This window comes from Desulfotalea psychrophila LSv54 (assembly GCF_000025945.1).
In the GTDB taxonomy this organism is placed as follows: domain Bacteria; phylum Desulfobacterota; class Desulfobulbia; order Desulfobulbales; family Desulfocapsaceae; genus Desulfotalea; species Desulfotalea psychrophila.
Map to the genome: position 1 here is coordinate 2,554,564 of NC_006138.1, position 18,598 is coordinate 2,573,161.

Annotated in this window: 15 protein-coding genes and 1 pseudogene; 5 read left to right on the top strand and 11 right to left on the bottom strand. The window is 46.4% G+C overall.

The window, feature by feature from the left end:
- Window positions 1-4 precede the first annotated feature (4 nt).
- Genes rfbA through rfbC form a run of 3 tightly spaced genes read left to right on the top strand, consistent with a single transcriptional unit; the run spans window position 5 to window position 2,360 of the window.
- Entirely contained in the window at window positions 5-913 is a 909-nt protein-coding gene (gene rfbA, locus DP_RS11340) for a glucose-1-phosphate thymidylyltransferase RfbA (RefSeq protein ID WP_011189462.1), read from the top strand.
- The gene (gene rfbD / locus DP_RS11345; RefSeq protein WP_011189463.1) at window positions 913-1,809 is read left to right on the top strand and encodes a dTDP-4-dehydrorhamnose reductase; all 897 of its coding nucleotides are present in this window, start codon (window positions 913-915) and stop codon (window positions 1,807-1,809) included. The genes rfbA and rfbD overlap by 1 nt, the downstream gene beginning before the upstream one ends.
- Window positions 1,806-2,360, top strand: coding sequence for a dTDP-4-dehydrorhamnose 3,5-epimerase (gene rfbC / locus DP_RS11350; protein WP_011189464.1), 555 nt, complete (start codon window positions 1,806-1,808; stop codon window positions 2,358-2,360). Before rfbD ends, rfbC begins: the two co-directional genes overlap by 4 nt.
- A 75-nt stretch (window positions 2,361-2,435) precedes the next feature.
- Here the strand turns inward: rfbC and DP_RS11355 are convergent, their stop codons facing one another.
- The 9 genes and pseudogenes from DP_RS11355 to DP_RS17540 form a co-directional block, all read right to left on the bottom strand.
- On the bottom strand, window positions 2,436-3,566 hold the full coding sequence (locus tag DP_RS11355; protein ID WP_228130142.1) for a glycosyltransferase family 4 protein: 1,131 nt from the start codon (window positions 3,564-3,566) through the stop codon (window positions 2,436-2,438).
- On the bottom strand, window positions 3,551-4,504 hold the full coding sequence (locus tag DP_RS11360) for a mitochondrial fission ELM1 family protein (protein WP_011189466.1): 954 nt from the start codon (window positions 4,502-4,504) through the stop codon (window positions 3,551-3,553). The genes DP_RS11355 and DP_RS11360 overlap by 16 nt, the downstream gene beginning before the upstream one ends.
- Before the next feature lie 25 nt (window positions 4,505-4,529).
- On the bottom strand, window positions 4,530-6,761 hold the full coding sequence (gene pilB, locus DP_RS11365; protein WP_011189467.1) for a type IV-A pilus assembly ATPase PilB: 2,232 nt from the start codon (window positions 6,759-6,761) through the stop codon (window positions 4,530-4,532).
- 67 nt (window positions 6,762-6,828) lie between these two features.
- Window positions 6,829-8,591, bottom strand: a pseudogene (locus tag DP_RS11370) (formate--tetrahydrofolate ligase).
- A gap of 148 nt (window positions 8,592-8,739) precedes the next feature.
- Window positions 8,740-9,666 carry an FAD-dependent thymidylate synthase gene (locus DP_RS11375; protein ID WP_041277925.1) on the bottom strand — a complete coding sequence of 309 codons (927 nt, stop codon included), beginning with the start codon at window positions 9,664-9,666 and terminating at the stop codon, window positions 8,740-8,742.
- 19 nt (window positions 9,667-9,685) lie between these two features.
- Window positions 9,686-10,867, bottom strand: a complete 1,182-nt coding sequence (gene nifS, locus DP_RS11380; RefSeq protein WP_011189470.1) for a cysteine desulfurase NifS — start codon at window positions 10,865-10,867, stop codon at window positions 9,686-9,688.
- Window positions 10,867-11,700: a Fe-S cluster assembly protein NifU gene (nifU, locus tag DP_RS11385; RefSeq protein WP_011189471.1), complete on the bottom strand. Its 834-nt coding sequence runs from the start codon at window positions 11,698-11,700 to the stop codon at window positions 10,867-10,869. The genes nifS and nifU overlap by 1 nt, the downstream gene beginning before the upstream one ends.
- 201 nt (window positions 11,701-11,901) lie before the next feature.
- Window positions 11,902-13,647 (bottom strand): phosphohexomutase domain-containing protein, encoded by a 1,746-nt coding sequence (locus DP_RS11390; RefSeq protein WP_011189472.1) that lies wholly within the window; start codon window positions 13,645-13,647, stop codon window positions 11,902-11,904.
- Between the two features lie 10 nt (window positions 13,648-13,657).
- Window positions 13,658-13,822 carry a Trm112 family protein gene (locus DP_RS17540; protein WP_011189473.1) on the bottom strand — a complete coding sequence of 55 codons (165 nt, stop codon included), beginning with the start codon at window positions 13,820-13,822 and terminating at the stop codon, window positions 13,658-13,660.
- 203 nt (window positions 13,823-14,025) lie between these two features.
- Between DP_RS17540 and proC the strand changes: the two genes are divergently transcribed.
- Together proC and DP_RS11400 are read left to right on the top strand one after the other, a co-directional pair.
- A complete protein-coding gene (gene proC, locus DP_RS11395; RefSeq protein ID WP_011189474.1) occupies window positions 14,026-14,844 on the top strand; it encodes a pyrroline-5-carboxylate reductase in 819 nt (272 codons plus the stop codon).
- Window positions 14,844-15,716 (top strand): NAD(+)/NADH kinase, encoded by an 873-nt coding sequence (locus tag DP_RS11400; protein ID WP_011189475.1) that lies wholly within the window; start codon window positions 14,844-14,846, stop codon window positions 15,714-15,716. The genes proC and DP_RS11400 overlap by 1 nt, the downstream gene beginning before the upstream one ends.
- 58 nt (window positions 15,717-15,774) lie before the next feature.
- Here DP_RS11400 and DP_RS11405 read toward each other — a convergent pair whose 3' ends face one another.
- Both DP_RS11405 and DP_RS11410 read right to left on the bottom strand, forming a co-directional pair.
- Window positions 15,775-17,166 carry a sigma-54-dependent transcriptional regulator gene (locus tag DP_RS11405; protein ID WP_041278710.1) on the bottom strand — a complete coding sequence of 464 codons (1,392 nt, stop codon included), beginning with the start codon at window positions 17,164-17,166 and terminating at the stop codon, window positions 15,775-15,777.
- 28 nt (window positions 17,167-17,194) lie between these two features.
- Window positions 17,195-18,064 carry a PHP domain-containing protein gene (locus tag DP_RS11410; RefSeq protein ID WP_011189477.1) on the bottom strand — a complete coding sequence of 290 codons (870 nt, stop codon included), beginning with the start codon at window positions 18,062-18,064 and terminating at the stop codon, window positions 17,195-17,197.
- Window positions 18,065-18,598: the final 534 nt, after the last annotated feature.

The window sequence follows — 18,598 nt, forward strand, 5'->3', positions numbered from 1 at the left end:
CTTTATGAAAGGTATTATTCTTGCCGGAGGCTCGGGGACACGACTGCACCCCATCACCCGAGGTGTCTCCAAACAGCTACTGCCGGTTTATGATAAGCCGATGATCTACTACCCGCTCTCAACCCTTATGTTAGCAGGTATCCGTGAGGTATTGATTATTACCACCCCCGAAGACAATGCCAACTTCAGGCGTCTTCTGGGCAGCGGCGAACAGTTAGGGATAAGCATTCAATATGCAATACAGCCAAGCCCGGATGGTTTAGCTCAGGCCTTCATCATAGGTGAAGAGTTCATCAATAAGGAGAGGTGTTGCCTTATTCTGGGTGATAATATCTTCTATGGGCAATCATTTACCCGCACCCTGCAGCAGGCAATGAATCGCCCCCATGGTGCGACCATATTCAGTTACCACGTCAAAGATCCACAACGTTTTGGCGTCGTCGATTTTGACCAAAATTTCCAAGCCCTCTCTATTGAAGAGAAACCCGCCAAGCCAAAGTCCAGCTGGGCTGTGACAGGACTCTATTTTTACGATGAGCGAGTGGTGGATTTTGCAAAACAGATAAGCCCATCCTCTCGTGGCGAATTGGAGATAACCTGCCTCAACCAAATGTACTTAAAAGACCAGTCCCTTTATGTCGAATTACTTGGACGAGGATTTGCCTGGCTCGACACGGGAACCCACGAGAGCCTGCAACAGGCATCATCCTTTGTCCAGACCATTGAAAATGTTCAAGGAAAACAGGTGGCCTGCCTCGAAGAAATTGCCTGGAACAATGGTTGGATAAGCGACGACCAGATGCTTCATCTTGCACAACCGATGCTAAAAAACGATTATGGCAAATATCTACAGTCTCTGGTCACTGAAAAAAATCTGCGTCGTACCTTAAACTCTGGGAAAAAGGAACTGTAATGAGGATACTGGTAACAGGAAGCGGGGGCCAGGTGGGCAAATGCCTCTGCCGGCAGCTGAGCGGAAAGGTTGAGCTGCTGACAACCAATCGATCTGAGTTGGATATCACCTGCCAGAAGGCCGTTCTAAAAACCGTGACCGGTTTTCAGCCGGACATCATCATCAACGCCACGGGTTATACGGCCGTTGACTTAGCCGAGGAAAATTCTGAAGAGGCATACAGGGTCAATCAGGACGGAGCAAAATTTCTTGGTCAGGCGGCAACGGCAGTAGGCGCTGCCCTCCTGCACATCTCAACGGACTATGTCTTTTCCGGTGAGAAAAGCAGAGATGAGAGCTATAGCGAAGGGGAAGAACCAGGGCCCCTTGGCGTATATGGCAAAAGCAAACTCGCAGGTGAGAAGGCCGTAGCTAATACTTGCAAGAGGCACATCATACTGCGTACCTCTTGGGTTTTCTCAGAATACGGGAGGAATTTTGTCAAAACAATGATAGCCCTTGGCCAAAAACACGACTCTCTCAGTATCGTCTCTGACCAATATGGTGGCCCAACCTACGCCGGAGACATTGCCTCAGCCCTGATCACTATTGCCGAAAAAATATCAGATGAAAATTTCTGCCAGTGGGGTCTCTACCACTTCGCTGGGCAGCCCTTTATGAACTGGTCAGGTTTTGCCAAGGTAATTTTTTCCGAAGCTGAAAGAGAGAACCTACTGCCTGCAGAACCTGTGATAAATAATGTCAGCTCAGAGCAATACCCCAGCCTTGCGAAAAGACCCGGAAACTCTCAGCTCGACACCAGCAAACTGACAGCACAATTCGGTATCTCTCCCTCTGATTGGCAGCAGGCCCTGAGAGAGATCATAAAATTCTTTGCCTCTAAAAAACAGATATGAATATCATACAAACGAAGATCCCTGAACTTGTTATTATCGAGCCCAGAGTTTTTGCGGATGCCCGTGGCTTCTTTATGGAAACCTGGCAGCAGAAAAAATTTGATGAACTCATTGGGCCCCAGACCTTTGTTCAGGAAAATCACTCAAAATCAAGTGCCGGTATCCTGCGGGGCCTACACTATCAGGAAAAAAATACCCAAGGGAAACTGGTACGTATCGTTATCGGTGAGGTGTTTGATGTGGCCGTTGATATTCGTAAAGATTCTAATACGTTTGGCCAGTGGGTGGGAGTCCTGCTTTCTGCTGAAAACAAACGTCAATTCTGGATTCCGAAGGGTTTTGCCCATGGATTCTATGTCATAAGCCAGGAGGCAGATTTTGTCTATAAATGCACCGACTACTATAATCCACAGGCCGAACGAACAATTCTTTGGAATGACCCCGACCTGGCAATAGATTGGCCTCTCAAGACTCCTCCCCAACTCTCCGAGAAAGATCAAAGCGGAATGCCCTTCAGCCAGATAAGTCCGCTCGATGTATCTCATGACTAAGGAGTAAAAAGCCTACCAGGCAATGTGGCCCTAACGCTGATACCAGGGCTCCACTTGCCTGCCTGCAGGTAAAATTTACTTCACTATAGCATGGTAGAGTTCAATACTTTTATTGTACATAACATCTACTGTGAAGTTTTCCTCCACCCGAAGCCGCCCCAGAGCACCCCGACGTTCACGTTCCTCCCGATCCTCCAAGGCTTCCTTGAGGGCCTGGCCCATGCCCTCACTATCAAGGGGAGGGACGAGCCAACCTGTTTTCCCCGGCTGAACAATCTCCAAACTACCACCATGAGCCGTTGCCACCACGGGCTTTGCCATGGCCATGGCCTCAATGGTCACCTTGCCAAAGGCTTCGGCATGCGTCGATGAGGCAGAAACAACAATATCACTGAGCTGAAAGGCCGCAGGCATATCCTTACAGTGACCGGCGAGAATAACCTTGCTGGCCAGACCATGACTCTTGATCTTCTCCTTAAGGGAGGCTGTATAGCTGTTTTCCGGGACATCACCAATACAGATGGCGAAAAAATTCAGGTCTTTAATCTTGGCTAGAGCATCAATAAATACATCCTGCCCCTTAAGTCGCGTCATCCGCCCGGCCAGAACAATAATAGGGACGCCTCTTTCCACAAGCCCCCAGGCACGAGCCAAATCAAGAACTCTCTGCTCCGGCACCGCCTCCGGCGAAAATTGCTGCGTATCCACCCCACCATAGATAATATCTATTTTATCTGGATCAGTACCATAGCTCTCGATAATATGGTCTTTAATGCTCTTGGAGACAGCGACAACTCTCTCTCCTCTGGTCATTATCTTTGAATAGCAGTTCACCGAGTGAAAGCCGTGAAAGGTGGTCAAGATAGCCGGTCTTTTCACCACAGGCAAAGACTTCCAGGCAAGCCAACCAACCCAGGCCGGCAGGCGGGAACGCAGATGCAAAACATCAACCTTCTCCGTCAACATCAGCCGGCGAAGCCTGGCAATATTAGGTAGACAACTAAAATTTTTGGACCCTATCCCCGGCCAGGAAAGATGTTCCACCCCGGCCGCAAGCAATCCTTCGACAAGACGTCCGCCGGTAGAAATGACAATAGATCGATAGCCACGCCGGGCAAGTTCAACGGCAAGATCAAAGGTTTCTCCTTCAACACCACCCTCTTCCATCTCTGGGACAATCTGAACTATTGTTAATTTTTTTGACACAATTTCTCCATAATAAGTCCTGCACATCTCTTTGCTTCATTCAAAACAGTGATTCCCTCTTGCCAGCTATGCCCCGCCTGCCAGTCGGCAAAGGAGATCACATAATTTTCATCTAAAAGAAACTGTTCACTTTTCTGATACTTGCTCCCCTTTTTTTTCCATTCAACGGGCAGGAGTCCCACCTGACAACCAGCCGTTAGGGCCTCAAACACCATGGAAATAGAGTCCACCGTTACCCAAACAACGGAACTACAATTATACTGTTCCTCGACCCAACCGGCCGGAGTATCTTTATAGTGAAAAAATTCTACCTGGGAAAATTTAGCGGCAAGACCTCTCAGATCGTCTACCGTTTCAGGCGGTGTACGTGGAGAGGATGAGATAACCCATTGCCTCTCATCCTGGCCAATAAGTTCTTCAATTTGCAGACAGAGCATTTTACTTTGCCAAAAATGACTCTTGAGATCAACTCCACCGACCAGGATAAGTCCTCTCTTCTGCTCATGACGTTTTTCATCCACGGAACAGTTTGCAGGCCCACAGGTACGTACTATCTGCGGGCCCGGGGCAGGTCGATCATGGCTCGGAACAAAGCAGAAATTAAAGTATCGCCGTAACCAGGATGCAGGCATCATACAACAGACTGAACTACCACCGCCTGCTCTCTGGGCCAGAAGAAGAGGAATATGAGTGCGCCGTCCTGTCCCGAGATAGAGATCTGTACAGGAAGAATCGTTTGCCGAACTCCCTCGGGCAAAAAGAAGAGTGAGGACATCTTTGCAACCAGTCCACCACCCCCTGCCCCGCACGTCCACAGCAGTGCAATCTACCTCAACTCTTTCTCGCAGGGCATTAACAATACCCATGGTCTGTTTCTCGTGCCCGGGCCTGCCATCAAGAAAAATAGTTACCCTTATCTTCGCTCTAGTAGAACTCATTCAACAAATTACCTCTTTACCGAACCTAGGTACGGGGCGCTGGAGATGGCCTTTTAGCACCGGCAAGCTTTACAATAATCTGATTTGATTTTTGCAAACGTATGGTGATTGCTTTAAAGATATGCTCTGATACCTCTGGGTACTTGGCAATCACCTCTTCAATTTTATCACCTGGATATCTCTTTACCTCGGTTCGTCCAAGGGCAACAATGGAGGCCGTACGCTCTTCATTTATAATTGTCGCCATCTCACCAAAGTACTCTCCGGGCTCTGTAATCTCGGCAATTTTTTTACCACTCTTAATAACAGAGAGGGCACCACGAATCAGTTTAAAGAAGTCCTTATCATTATTTTCTTCTCTGATAATGACATCTCCATCCTCATAAATTTCAACATCTGGGTTAAGCAGGTAGGCAGGAAGACTTTCTTTCTGGGCAACGGTTCTTTTTAAGGCCTCTTCTATACTGGTAACACCTTCTCGAACCTTTTGCAGGGCAGCTTCACGCAGTGGGCTCATGCCCTCTTGGCAGGCAATTTTTCGCAACTGATCCTCGGGCACCTGGGCACTGATTGCCTTGGCAACCTCTTCATTTACCTCCATCAGCTCAAAAAATCCCACTCGACCTTTATAACCAAAGCCACTACACTCACTACAACCCACAGGCCCGTAAATAACTAAGTCATCCAACTCTTCCTGATGAAAACCCAGTTTGATAAGTTCTTCCGGAGAATATTCGACAACCTCTTTACATTTACTACAGAGACGACGTCCCAAACGCTGAGCCAACACCATGCTTACCGAAGAGGCCAACATATATGGAGGAATACCAATATCAACAAGACGGGCAATAGTTGCAGCACTGTCATTGGTATGCAGGGTGGAAAACACCAGATGACCTGTCATCGCTGCCTTAATGGCAATCTCCGCAGTTTCCATATCACGAATCTCACCAACCATGATAATATCTGGATCCTGGCGCAAAAAGGCTTTAAGGGCAGCGGCAAAGGTCATCCCTACCTCGGGATGCACGTTCACCTGATTGATCCCACGAAAGTTAAACTCGACAGGGTCCTCAGCTGTTAATATCTTAATATCCTCACTGTTCAGTGAATTCAAGGCGGAGTAAAGGGTAACCGTTTTACCGGAGCCGGTAGGCCCGGTAACCAACACAAGCCCCTGAGGTCTCTTCAGACAACGTTTCAGGCCAGCAAAGGTATCTTCCTGAAAACCAAGTTTAGTGAGATCAACATTCAAAGAACTCTTATCAAGAATACGTAAAACAACGGCCTCGCCAAAGAGGGTCGGTAGAGACGAGACACGAAAATCAACAGACCGATTGCGACCAAGTCGCATCTTAATACGACCATCCTGAGGAATCCTCCGCTCAGTAATATCAAGCCCTGCCAGAATCTTCATCCTCGCAACCAAGGCATTCTTGATGGTCAGGGGCAGATTCATTGACTTATAAAGAGTTCCATCCTTACGGTAGCGTACCTGCATACTCTTTTCGTAGGGTTCAACATGGATATCAGAGACTCCATCCTGGACAGCCTTAACCAAGATACCATTCACCAACTTGATAATAGGTGCATCGGAGGCATTAAATTGGTCCATGGACTCATCTACGTCATCCTGTTCTATCTCAAAATCATCGGCTGCCTCTGCCACAATAGAGCCAAAATCTTCAACCTCTGTTATGCCAATATCAGTCTCTTCTTCTATATCTCCAGCATCACCGTAGAGTTCCTTGGCCTCTTCGTCGCTTATCCCGTAATATTTCTTATAGGCATTAATAATATCTTTTTCAGGAGAAATACAGACAGCAAGCTCTTTGTTGACCAGATCCTGCAAGGCCTCAACAGCAGCCGTATCGCAGGGTTCTACCATGGTAACCTGCAGGGTATTACCCGCCACCCGCAGGGGCAAGGCCATATACTCTTTTGCCTGCTCGTAGGAGAGTAGCTGAACAACCTTTGCCGTGGGAGGTTCTTTTTCGATAACCACCGCAGGATAATTATGCTGTCTACTCAAAAAGTTAAAGACAGTACCCTCATCAATATACTCTAATTGACGTAGAACAAGGCTCATCCGCTGGCCCCTCTTCACCAGTTTTTTTGCCGTTTCTAATTGGGTTGTGGTAATTTGCCCTGCCTTACTAAGTAGTTCACCAAGCTTAATCTTCCCCGCTCCAGATTGATCCTTAACTGTCCTTCGCTTTGTCGACCGCATGGCGGTATTTTTAGTTGGTAGGGCCATAACAATAATATACCTGTGTTAAAAGAAATTGGTGGAAGAGGATATCCTCTTCCACCGGTAAGGTTTCCTAGAAAACACCCTTAACTCGACCCGTCTGCAGGTCAACATCAACACGACGATAGGCAGGATCAGAGCCTGTGCCTGGCATAAGACTAATTGCTCCCGCCACCGGAACTACAAAGCCAGCACCCTTATAGGTAAGAATATCACGAATAGGTAAGGTCCAACCCTTGGGCACACCCTTCAGCTTTGGATCGTGGGAAAGAGAGAGGTGAGTCTTCACCATACAGGTGCCGAGTTCTGCCATCTCCGGATCTTTTGCAAGCTGAGTAAGTTTCGTGCGAGCCTCCGGAGTATAAGAAACTCCATCTGCTCCATAGACCTCTTTAGCAATAAGCTCTATTCTCTTCTCAAGCGGAGTATCAAGCTCATAGAGGAATTTAAAATCATTTTTCTCTTCGCAGGCATCAATTACCGCATCAGCAAACTCCAGGGCACCATCACCACCATGTTCCCAGTGAGTGGAGACGGCTACTCGAGCGCCAGCGTGCTCACAGATACGTTTTACAGCCTTGATCTCATTAGGACGATCTGTATAAAAGGCGTTAATACAGACAACGGGATTAATACCCGCCTTCTTCACCGTATTAATGTGATGCAGGAGATTCTTACAACCCTCTTCTACCCAACCAACATTTTCCTTAGCATATTCTTCGGGCATTGGCTTGCCAGGAACAGGAATAGGAGCACCTCCATGACATTTAAGAGCCCGAATAGTTGCCACAATAACAGCACAGTTCGGCTTATTGCCAGAAAATCGACACTTGAGGTTCCAAAATTTTTCAAACCCAATATCAGCACCAAAACCTGATTCGGTCACATTATAGCCTGCAATTTTCAAACCTACCCGATCAGCAATAACAGAAGATTGACCGATAGCAATATTGGCAAAAGGCCCGGCATGAACAAGAACAGGCTGACCCTCAAGGGTCTGCATAAGATTAGGATTAATCGCCTGCACCATCCAAGCTGTCATTGCCCCGTCAACCTCAAGGTCTGCAGTTGTTATCGGACGATCCTGCTTATCATAGGCAACCACAACCTTAGCAATTCTCGCCCGCATATCAGCAAGATCGTTAGCTATGGCCAAAATTGCCATCAACTCGGAGGAGACAGCAATGGCAAAGGAAGACTGTATGGTAGGGCCATCCATTTTGCCACCAATACCGATGGTAATATTACGAAGAGCCTGAGCACAAAAATCTATAATCCAGCTAAACTGAATTTTCTTAGGATGAATATCCAATCGCTTAAGATTTCTTTGGGCAAGCTGGGCGTCTGTGTAGTTGGCCTCATGCTGCATCCGGGCGGTGAGAGCCACCATGCCCAGATTATGGGCATTCATAATGGAATTGATATCACCGGTAAGCCCCAAAGAAAATTCATTTAAAGGAATACATTGTGACCTGCCACCACCGGCCGCAGAGCCCTTGATATTCATGGTCGGGCCACCTGAAGGCTGACGAATAGCTCCCACAACACTCTTATCCCGCTTGCCCAACCCCTGGACAAGACCCATAACACTGGTTGATTTTCCTTCGCCAAGTGGTGTGGGGGTAATAGCCGTTACATCAATATATTTACCATCTGGGCGATCTGCACATCGATCCAGAATTTTTCGGTAATCAAGTTTAGCAACATGATGACCATAGGGAAGTATCTCTTCCTTCGTAAGGTCCAACTGTTCAGCTAGCTCAAAACTGATTTCATTCGACTTTCAGCTTCTTCTGCAATCTGCCAATCTTTATACTCTTTAGGGTCAAGGGTCATCTGCGCCCTCCAAGAATTAAAGGAAGTTTTTTAGTTACTATAAAACAGTTAGCAGCTATTAGACTGCGACATCAGTAGTAAATTTTCACTACGATACCTAAAGAGAGTCTCTCCCGAAGGTAACACTCTCTTTAGGACAAGATATGTTTTAATAATCAAGCGCAGGAAACTGGCCCTTCATCTCCACCTCAAGAGGAATCATAACCTCCCGCATGGATGGTTCTACATGAGTTGTGGTGCGAAGAGAAAAAATATGGCCCCATTCAGAGAGACTGCAAAAGGCAATAATCTCTGTCTTACAAGAATTAGGCAAAACCGTACGGGCAGCCTGGGGGGTAGAGGTCTTCAGGAGTTGCAAATATAATTTTTCTGTCTCCTCCATAGCCTCGTTCCACGCCTCATATTCGGGAGTGCCCTCCTCAAAGAAGAGAGGTCTGACAAAGCTTACCTGATTACCAAATTTTTCATTACTATAACGGCAATAACGCTGACTTTCCTGCAGATACGAACAGGGACGATGCCGAACGAGTTCATGGGTTACAGCCCTGTTCACCACAAATCTTACCGCCACAAAGCGGTGTGCAAGAAGCAATGCTGCCGGTAGAGCATCCACCTCCGCAAGGGAAAGTTTGCTCGCCTTCACATCTCCGCTGTAGGAGGCATCGGCACCCCAAATATCAGAAAAAAGGTAGGGCTCTTTTTCCGCAAGCAGCACAAGTGCTGAACATATAATTGGGTTTTCCGAATACAAAGAGTAGAACTCACGAAAAGCCCTTATTGACCCACTGACCAACAATCCTCCGTCAACAACATTCACAGCAAAATATTTAGGTTGGCAGGCAAAAAAATCGGCCACGGCTTCGGTTCCACACTCAAAACGCAGAGTGATAGCTGCCATCTCCATTACAGAGTTATGTCCATGGACAACCATTTTTTGAACAAAGGGAATAGCAGATGCAGGCGTGATCTTATCCTCACTCTTATAACAGATCCGCCCACAGGCCTCGACACGCTCAACAAGAGATGCACTATCCATCTCACCTAAAATTTCATAGGAAGGGTCAACAATTAACATGTACAATCACCAATTAAGATTATGCTTCTTTCCAAAATGGAGACATCTTCCGCAATGACGCTATAATAGCCGGCATCTTATCCAATACAAAGTCCACCTCTTCTTCTGTATTATACACACTGAGAGAAAAACGTATGGAACCATGGGCCGCAGTAAAGGGCACACCCATTGCCCGCAGTACATGGGAGGGTTCCAACGAACCAGAGGTACAGGCAGAACCGGATGAGGCACAGATATTGTGCTCATTCATATAGAGAAGAATGGCCTCACCCTCTACAAATTCAAAGCTAATATTAGAGGTATTGGGCAGTCGGTGAGTTTTATTGCCATTAAGAAGGGCTTTGGGCACCGATGCCAACAATCCCTCTTCAAGTCTATCACGAAGGGCACGGACTCTGCTATTTTCTGTTTCCAACATCTGTCCGGCAAGCTCACAGGCCTTACCCAAACCAACGATGGATGCAACATTTTCAGTTCCACCGCGACGGCCATGCTCCTGATGACCACCTATCAGGAAAGGAGTAAACATCGTTCCCTTACGCACATAGAGCACACCCACACCCTTGGGGGCATGAAGTTTATGGCCTGAAAGGGCAAGAAAGTTAATTTCATTTTCAGCCATATTTATGGGGATCTTACCCACGGCCTGAACTGCATCCGTATGAAAAAGAGCGCCCCTGCTTTTGGCAAGCTGAGCCATCTCTTCCACGGGAAAGATCACGCCTGTTTCGTTATTTGCCCACATAACACTGACAATAGCAGTGTCTTCACAGAGAGCCTCACGATAAGCATCCATGTCCAACATACCTTCAGCATCAACCTTAAGGCGAGTTATTCGGTAGCGATGACCGGTCGCCACTTCAAGGTTGTCACAAAGACTCTTTACGGCAGGATGCTCGACACGGGTGGTAATAATATGACGTTTTTCAGGATGGGTACGAAGAGCAGCAAGGATGGCGGTGGAATCACTCTCGGTACCGCAGCTGGTAAAGGTAATTTCATCAGCACTGGCTCCAAGCAGATCTGCAACCTGCTGACGGGCCGTATTTACCGCCGCAGCAACCTGACCGCCAAAGGTATACATACTGGACGCATTGCCATAGTACTCAGAAAAATATGGTATCATCTCTTCAAGCACTTCTGGAGCAACCTTGGATGTGGCGTTATTGTCCATATAGACAATCTTGTTTTCTTTTAACATTAGTCCTCCTCCACAATAAGGCTCTCCAGGACAAGTTCTCTCAGCTTCTTCTCAACATACTCTTTAATGGTGGTTTGAGAGTTACTACAACTCTTACAGGCTCCACGCAAAGAGACGGTGACAAAGTCACCATCCACATCAACAAGCTCAATATCGCCATCGTCTTTTTTCAAAACAGGACGTATAACCTTATCGAGTACCTCTTCGATCTTCTTAATTTTTTGCAGGGCAGTCATGCGCTTAGGTTCTTTAGCTACGACAGCTGTACCAGCCTGCTCTTTCATGGTCTTGACAAGCAATTCGCGAAGCTTGTCTTCACACTTACCACAACCACCACCTGCCTTGGTAAAGTTGGTAATCTCTTCAACAGAGTGCAGGTTGGATTCTGTAATGGCACGAATGACCTCAACATCTGTTACGCCGAAACAGTCACAAATCACTTCGCCTTCTGCCATGGGCAGGATAGTGCCACGGTAATCAGCAATAGCAGCCTCAAGGGCCTCACGTCCCATGACAGAACAGTGCATCTTCTCTTTAGGCAGGCCACCGAGTCTTTCGGCTATATCTTCATTGGTTACCTTGACTGCCTCTTCAACAGACATACCCACAATCATCTCTGTCAATACAGAGGACGAGGCGATAGCACTTGCACAACCAAAGGTTTTAAACTTTGCATCGGTAATAATATCATTTGCATCAATGGCAATGGTAAGCTTCAGCGCATCACCACAGGCAAGTGAACCCACATCGCCCGTACCACTGGCATTTTCAATTTCCCCTACATTCTGAGGCTGAAGAAAATGCTGTTGTACCTTATTCGTATACTCCCACATAATATCGCTCCTATCTATAAAATCTCAAAAAAAACGAGAAAAATCAACATGAAAGTAATAAGCTAATAACTCCAATGTCTTAGCAACTTCCACCTTTTTATATAATCGGCCATACTGCACATGCTACTCTGCAAAATAACGCTCTATATCTTCATGTCAAGGCAGGCTTGCCTTTGATGGAGAAGAAAAAATGTCTTTTAATTATAAAGATAAAAGACCAATATCTATCAACAGTTGACGAGCCGTTTTGATAAGGGCAGAGGCACCGCTCCTTGTTCTTGATTCTACGTAAAAACGCACCTTCGGCTCTGTGCCTGATGGTCGAATCATAAGCCAGGAGGCATCAGCAAAAATAATTTTTCGCCCATCTATATCAATCACCTGAGATATTTCTCGTTCTTCACCTGCCACCTCAAGCGTCTGTCCCGGCAAAAGAGACGACAATTTTTCAAGAGCCTCCGCAAGGGCTAGGCCCTCCATGCTCACCGCCACACTTCCAACCTCAGGATAATAACTGCCATAGCACGCCTCAATCTTGCCGAGGTAAGTTCCCAGGTTTTCACCGGTAGTTAAGACAATATCAAGTGCGAGGAGCAGGCCTATATAGGCATCTTTTTCCGGGGTATGACCAATAATTGAGATGCCGTCTGACTCTTCAAAGCAGACCACTGCCCTACCAACCACAGGTTTAAACTCTTTAAAACCAACCCGTGGTTCAAAAATTTCCTCAGAAAAGGATTCTGCTATCCGGTTGGCAAGATTAGAGGAGGCAACTGTTTTAGCCAGGAGGCCATGCACACCCTTCTCTTCATGTAAAAAGTGGTAAGCGATGGCTCCGAACTGATTCATTGAAATTTCTCTGTCGCCATCGGTAAAACGAATTCTGTCCCCATCTGGATCAATAATGGCTCCCAACTTAAGAGGAGTTTCTATCCCCTGCAGATAGGTGACCAAGCCCTGCATATTGGCAGATGAAGGTTCAGGGGCAACTCCACCAAAGGTCACATCAGCCGTATTTCTCAACTGCTTTATCTTTGCCCCTGCCTCCTCTCCCAAAAGCGCGTCTATATGCAGGCGACTCGCCCCATGCACAGAGTCAACGGCAACAGAAATATCATCACGCTGGAGCAGTTTGGCCGATATTTCACTGAGATCTAAGCCATGTTTATCTCTATTCTGACTCACCAGATCCTTCCATAGCTGCAGAGAGTCGAGCAAATGCACCCTGTCGTCGGCAAGAAATGTCTCTTCAGTGAGTAAACTCACATCTCTCCCATCTTCTACAATGAGCCGACTCTTTTTGGTAATATACTCTGTTACCCCACTTGCAGCAGGCCCAGCATCGGCGCCATTAAATTTATAACCACCGTATTCCAAGGGGTTGTGCGATGGGGTTAAATTGATAGAGCAGGAGGCACCTAGCTGTAAAACAGCAGCAGAGAGAACACCCGTAGTGGACTCTCCTGCATAGTGCACCCGAAAACCGGCAGCCAACAGCACTCCGGCTACGGCACGCGCCAGAATCTCGCCCCCAAAACGATTATCAAAACCCAGGACACAGCCTCGCTCCTGCGCCTCGGCAAATGAATCCACCAAGAGAAGCCGGGCAAGTTGCCTATTTACATCAATCTGCTGAAACATATCAACAATTGCTGCCGTCACACAGGATACAGTATAAATATTGATATCCTTACCTAAAACCCCCCGCCAACCTGAGGTGCCAAAGGATATTTCCTTTGTGGGGGAATGACGATTTTCTAAAATTTCCCTCTCAAGCAGAGCATAAGCTGCCCTCAGGGGAGATCCACAGTCGTTGCCATGCTTTTTGGCACAGGGAATGATTGTTTTTATCAGAGAGAAATAATCGCTCTGCCGGTGGGCATTGGCTACCACAAAACGAGAGAACAGCTGCTCCGCACAATCGCTCATCTTTATATTTTCCATCATCTCTTACCAGTTATTCATCAATCTTAATAGCTTCCGATAAGAGCATTATCGGAATGCCATCTCGTACAGGATACAAAAGCTTACATTTTTCACAGACAAGTCCTTCGCCTACAAGCTGGACAGGCCCCTTGCATTCTGGACAGGCAAGAATATCAATTAGTTCTTGTTCAAGCATTATACCCTCATTATGGTGGCGGAAATAATTAGGTTAAACATTAATTATAATTTTTAAAAAAAAGAGTCTCTACACAAAGACTACACCATCTGGTAGTATACTCCGATGAAGCTACAAAGCTCAAGATTTTTGCAGAGGGCTTCAGAGATAATAAACTGCTTTTTATAAGATATTTACCAAATAAAGATGGCAAAAAAAAGATTATGACAACAGAAAATATAGGTTTTATCGGTGGCGGGCAAATGGCCGAAGCACTTATCAAAGGCCTTACCCAATCGGGCTCCTATCCTGCAGAAAACATCTATGTACTTGATCCCTCTCCAGAAAGAAAAGATTTCTTAACAGCCACCTATAATATCAACACCATTGAGGACTGTGGGGCTGCCTTTGCCACCTGTCAAAAGATCTTTCTCGCCGTTAAACCTCAGGTAATGTCCCTCGTATTACAAAATTGCCAAGGAATTATCAACGAAGATCATCTGCTTATTACCATCGCCGCCGGCCTCCCCATCTCGTCCTATGTAAAGACATTGGCCCTGCCCAGACTTAAAATTATCCGGGTAATGCCCAATACCCCCGCCTTGGTTGGACAGAGTGCCTCCGCCCTTACGGCAAGCCCCTATGTAAGCCAGGAAGAACTCGATAAAGTACAAAATATTTTTAATCAAATTGGCACAACAACGGTGCTCGAAGAGTGTCATCTTGATGCAGTCACCGGCCTCAGTGGCTCGGGGCCTGCCTATGTTTTTTCCTTTATAGAGGCCCTTATTGATGCCGGTGTTGCCGAGGGACTCAATCGACAGGTTTCGACCAATCTTGCCCTGCAAACCGTTGCGGGTTCCGTTGAGCTTCTCCGCCAAAATGGAGAACATCCAGCGGTGGAACGCGCCCGCGTCTCCTCTCCTGGTGGGACAACAATAGCAGCATCCAAAATATTAGAGAGATCAGGTTTTCAGGCAATTATCATGGATGCCGTCGCTGCTGCAACTGAAAAATCAAAAGAGCTTGGCAAGGGGAAGTGATGAATGTTTCCCAATCTGCCTTTGTCACCAGGGAAAAAATAACGCTGAAATGTGTGGGCATTGTTACCAAACCAGATTCCCCCGAAGCCGCTCAGTTTAGTAAGCAACTCTCCTGTTGGCTACACGATAGAGACATTGCCACTGGGATTAATGACATTGAGGAGCATATGGATCTTATCATCGCCCTGGGTGGCGATGGTACTCTGCTCCATATAGCAGAACTTGCAACCAAATATTCCATACCTGTCTTGGGTGTTAATTTTGGCAGTCTCGGATTTTTGGCAGAGGTCAACAAAGATGATACCTTTGAATCCATCGAAAAAATCATCGCAGAAGAGACCATCATTGAAAATCGGCAGATGATCCGAAGCCGTGTCCTCAGCAAAAACAGCTCCAGTGGCTATCGTTTTGCCCTCAATGAGGTGGTCATTACCAAAAATGCCTTGGACAGGCTTCTTCACCTGTCAACCAAGGTTAACGATCAGTTGCTGACCGACTACCGGGCAGATGGTCTTATTTTTTCAACGCCAACGGGGTCAACCGCCTACAACCTCTCCGCGGGGGGACCACTGGTCTACCCGGGACTTGCCACAATACTTGTAACCCCTATCTGCCCTTTCATGCTGAGTAGCAGACCGCTGATTCTGCCCGCTGAAAAACTGATCAAAACCAAGTTTAAGGCTAGGGATAATAAGGAAGCGGCACAGGTACTGGTTGACGGCCAAAGTTTGTGGAAGATGCATAACGGAGATGAGTTGGAAATTGAAACGGCCGGCCACGCCCTCAAACTTATTGTCTCTGATAGTCACAACTATTTTTCTATCCTCCGCAATAAACTTCACTGGGGAGTTGAAGACAAGAGAGATAAATAAAACCGACAGGCATGACATTTTCACAGACTCTTCATCCAGAAGAGCCTGTGAAAATTCGCTATTTCTTCTTTTTTAAACCATATTTTTTCAGCTTATACTGCAATAAACTCTTGGTAATACCAAGCTGGGACGCGGCCCTTGCCTGCACCTGATTGGATTCATCCAAGGCCTTAATAAGCATTCTCTCCTCAACAGCATAGAGAACCTCGTTAAGCCCCACCGATTCCGGGATAAAATTGCTGAGATCCCCGCCTGGTTGCCAATGATCCTCCTTATTATAGACCGTCTCCGGCTGTACATCTTCCACCATAATATTGCCTGCATCACAGAGAATGGCGGCTCTCTCAATGGTATTCTCAAGCTCACGCACATTACCATCCCAAGGAAGCCTTAGAAGAAGTTTCATTGCCTCTTCGCCGACCACGAGATTCTCCAACTGCAAAATTTTTCTATACTTTTCTATAAAAAAGGCCACTAAAAGGGGCAAATCGTCTAGGCGCTCCCGAAGAGGGGGCAGATTCAGGTGAATAACGTTCAGGCGATAAAAAAGGTCTTCCCGAAAATGACCGGCTGCTACCTCTTCCTTAAGATCTTTATTAGAGGCACTTATCACCCGCACATCAACATGAAGGGTCTTTGCCCCACCCACCCTCTCAAAACTCTTTTCCTGCAAGATACGAAGCAACTTCGATTGCAGTTCTAGCGGGATCTCACTGATCTCATCAAGAAAAATAGTTCCACCTGCAGCAAGCTCAAAACGCCCCTTACGCATGGATGCGGCTCCAGTAAAGGCACCTTTTTCATGGCCAAAGAGTTCACTTTCAAGCAGGTTTGCCGAAAGGGCAGCACAGTTCACGGCAATAAAGGCCTCATCCCGCCGGGGACTGGTGGAGTGAACGGCTTGAGCGACAAGCTCTTTACCCGTACCGCTTTCTCCTGTTATAAGAACCGAGGCAGGAGTTGGGGCAACCTTACGGATAAGTTTGTACACTCTCTGCATACTGGGACTCTTACCAACAATACCACTAAAGCAATCCTCACTCTGCAGTTGATGACGTAATCTCTTATTTTCTCGGATAAGAGAGTAATGGCGGGCAGCCCTGTAAATATTCACCAAGAGCTCATCGTTGGCAAACGGTTTAGCCAGATAACCAAAAGCGCCTGCCTGCATAGCCTTAACTGCCTTTTCCACCTCGGCGTGGGCTGTCATGATGAGCACCGGCAAATCCGGATTAAGTTCTTTTATCTGCTCCAAAAGGGCCATACCGTCCATACCGTCCATCTGCATATCGGTAATAACCAGATCAAGGTCTACCTCACGGCATATATCAAGTCCTGCCTTACCACTTCCAGCAGTAAAAACCTCCAGATCTTCATCACGTAATAGTTCTGAGAGAACGATCAGATAATTAGGCTCATCGTCTACTACCAGTATAGAGTAGCTACACATTATAATTCCCTGTTTGGATTGAATATTATTATATTTTGTTCTCATCCTGCACAGGGGAGTACCGTTCCTTGCGCAAATAAAGCGTGGTCAGTAATTCTTCCGGGACACAAACATTTTTTCCTCCGGCAAGTTGAGTGCCAGCCCGAAAATTACCATGATAATCACTTCCACCTGTGCAGATTAAATTATTCTCTCGGGCACAGCCTAAGAGCTGATCACGTCTTTTCCGAGAATGGGTGGGATAATAAGCCTCCACCCCGTCCACCCCCAGCTCACCGAGTTCGCCTATGACCTCGAAGAGATCTCTATCTCCCCTGTTCATATTAAAAGGATGAGCCAAGACCGTCACCCCTCCAGCCCTGTGTAAAACATCAATTGCCCGTTGAATGGGAACTGTTTTACGGGGCACGTAGGCAGGCTTTCCAGGAGTCAGATAAAGGGCAAAGGCCTCCTTCATATTTTTCACCACAGCCTTGCGCACCAGTAATTTGGCAATATGAGGACGACCAAGCTGCCTGTTCTCCAAAAAGCATCTCTCCTCCTCAGCTGTTATCTTTACCCCCAAACTCAGCAGACTTTTTATAATAAGGCCATTTCTCGTCGCCCTACTTTCTTGTATTTCGGCAAGAAATGTCTGTAATTCAAAATTATTTTGATCAAAAAGATAACTCAAAAGATGAATATCCATACCATTATAGACAAGGCTCAACTCAACCCCTGAAAAAACGGTAAGGCCATACTGCTTCCCAGCACATAATGCTTCGGAAACACTTAAGATATTATCATGATCTGTTATTGAGAGCGCATGAAGACCTTTACGTTTAGCAAGCTCTACCAGCTCAGTTGGGGTCATTGACCCATCAGAAAAACTTGAATGTACGTGCAGATCAATACTCATATTTAATATAGAAAATAAAATTTATAAAATGGCCCGTAAAAACTATGACCGCCTAAAAACCCACTAAGATTGACTATACTGCATACTCGGCCTGCCGTGAATCTGATTTTTTCCATAATAGAATTAAGCCAGCCGAAAAAGGCCTCAAAAAAGAGACCTTTTATCCTTGCAAGGTCTTTGCCTATAGGTATACTTACCTCATAGCTAACAATTTTGTTGAGCTGATTTTTTTCCCCTTAACCCCCCTACGGCAGGAGATTTTATGAAACAGTCTTATTTGACTTTTAGCTGTTTTTTTCAGTCTCGTATTAGGTTGTGCAGTTTTTTCCACCCTTACCTTCGCAGCCACTGACAGTGGCCCACAGATAAGAACAGCAGACAAGCAAAAATTGGCAACAGGCAAGCTGGCCATTGACCAGATGCAGGGTGGTGCCGAGCAGATACAACAGGAGCAAAAAGAACAAAAAAAACTAATACGAAATGCAAAAAAAAAGTAGCAGGACAGAGAGATGTATCGCTGAAAAAATCCCCCTA

What these genes read in the sequence shown, in the direction of transcription:
- rfbA (WP_011189462.1), top strand. Translation starts at nt 5, where the DNA reads ATGAAAGGTATTATTCTTGCCGGAGGCTCGGGGACACGACTGCACCCC.
- rfbD (WP_011189463.1), top strand. Translation starts at nt 913, where the DNA reads ATGAGGATACTGGTAACAGGAAGCGGGGGCCAGGTGGGCAAATGCCTC.
- rfbC (WP_011189464.1), top strand. Translation starts at nt 1,806, where the DNA reads ATGAATATCATACAAACGAAGATCCCTGAACTTGTTATTATCGAGCCC.
- DP_RS11360 (WP_011189466.1), bottom strand. Translation starts at nt 4,504, where the DNA reads ATGAGTTCTACTAGAGCGAAGATAAGGGTAACTATTTTTCTTGATGGC.
- pilB (WP_011189467.1), bottom strand. Translation starts at nt 6,761, where the DNA reads ATGGCCCTACCAACTAAAAATACCGCCATGCGGTCGACAAAGCGAAGG.
- DP_RS11375 (WP_041277925.1), bottom strand. Translation starts at nt 9,666, where the DNA reads ATGTTAATTGTTGACCCTTCCTATGAAATTTTAGGTGAGATGGATAGT.
- nifS (WP_011189470.1), bottom strand. Translation starts at nt 10,867, where the DNA reads ATGTTAAAAGAAAACAAGATTGTCTATATGGACAATAACGCCACATCC.
- nifU (WP_011189471.1), bottom strand. Translation starts at nt 11,700, where the DNA reads ATGTGGGAGTATACGAATAAGGTACAACAGCATTTTCTTCAGCCTCAG.
- DP_RS11390 (WP_011189472.1), bottom strand. Translation starts at nt 13,647, where the DNA reads ATGATGGAAAATATAAAGATGAGCGATTGTGCGGAGCAGCTGTTCTCT.
- DP_RS17540 (WP_011189473.1), bottom strand. Translation starts at nt 13,822, where the DNA reads ATGCTTGAACAAGAACTAATTGATATTCTTGCCTGTCCAGAATGCAAG.
- proC (WP_011189474.1), top strand. Translation starts at nt 14,026, where the DNA reads ATGACAACAGAAAATATAGGTTTTATCGGTGGCGGGCAAATGGCCGAA.
- DP_RS11400 (WP_011189475.1), top strand. Translation starts at nt 14,844, where the DNA reads ATGAATGTTTCCCAATCTGCCTTTGTCACCAGGGAAAAAATAACGCTG.
- DP_RS11405 (WP_041278710.1), bottom strand. Translation starts at nt 17,166, where the DNA reads ATGTGTAGCTACTCTATACTGGTAGTAGACGATGAGCCTAATTATCTG.
- DP_RS11410 (WP_011189477.1), bottom strand. Translation starts at nt 18,064, where the DNA reads ATGAGTATTGATCTGCACGTACATTCAAGTTTTTCTGATGGGTCAATG.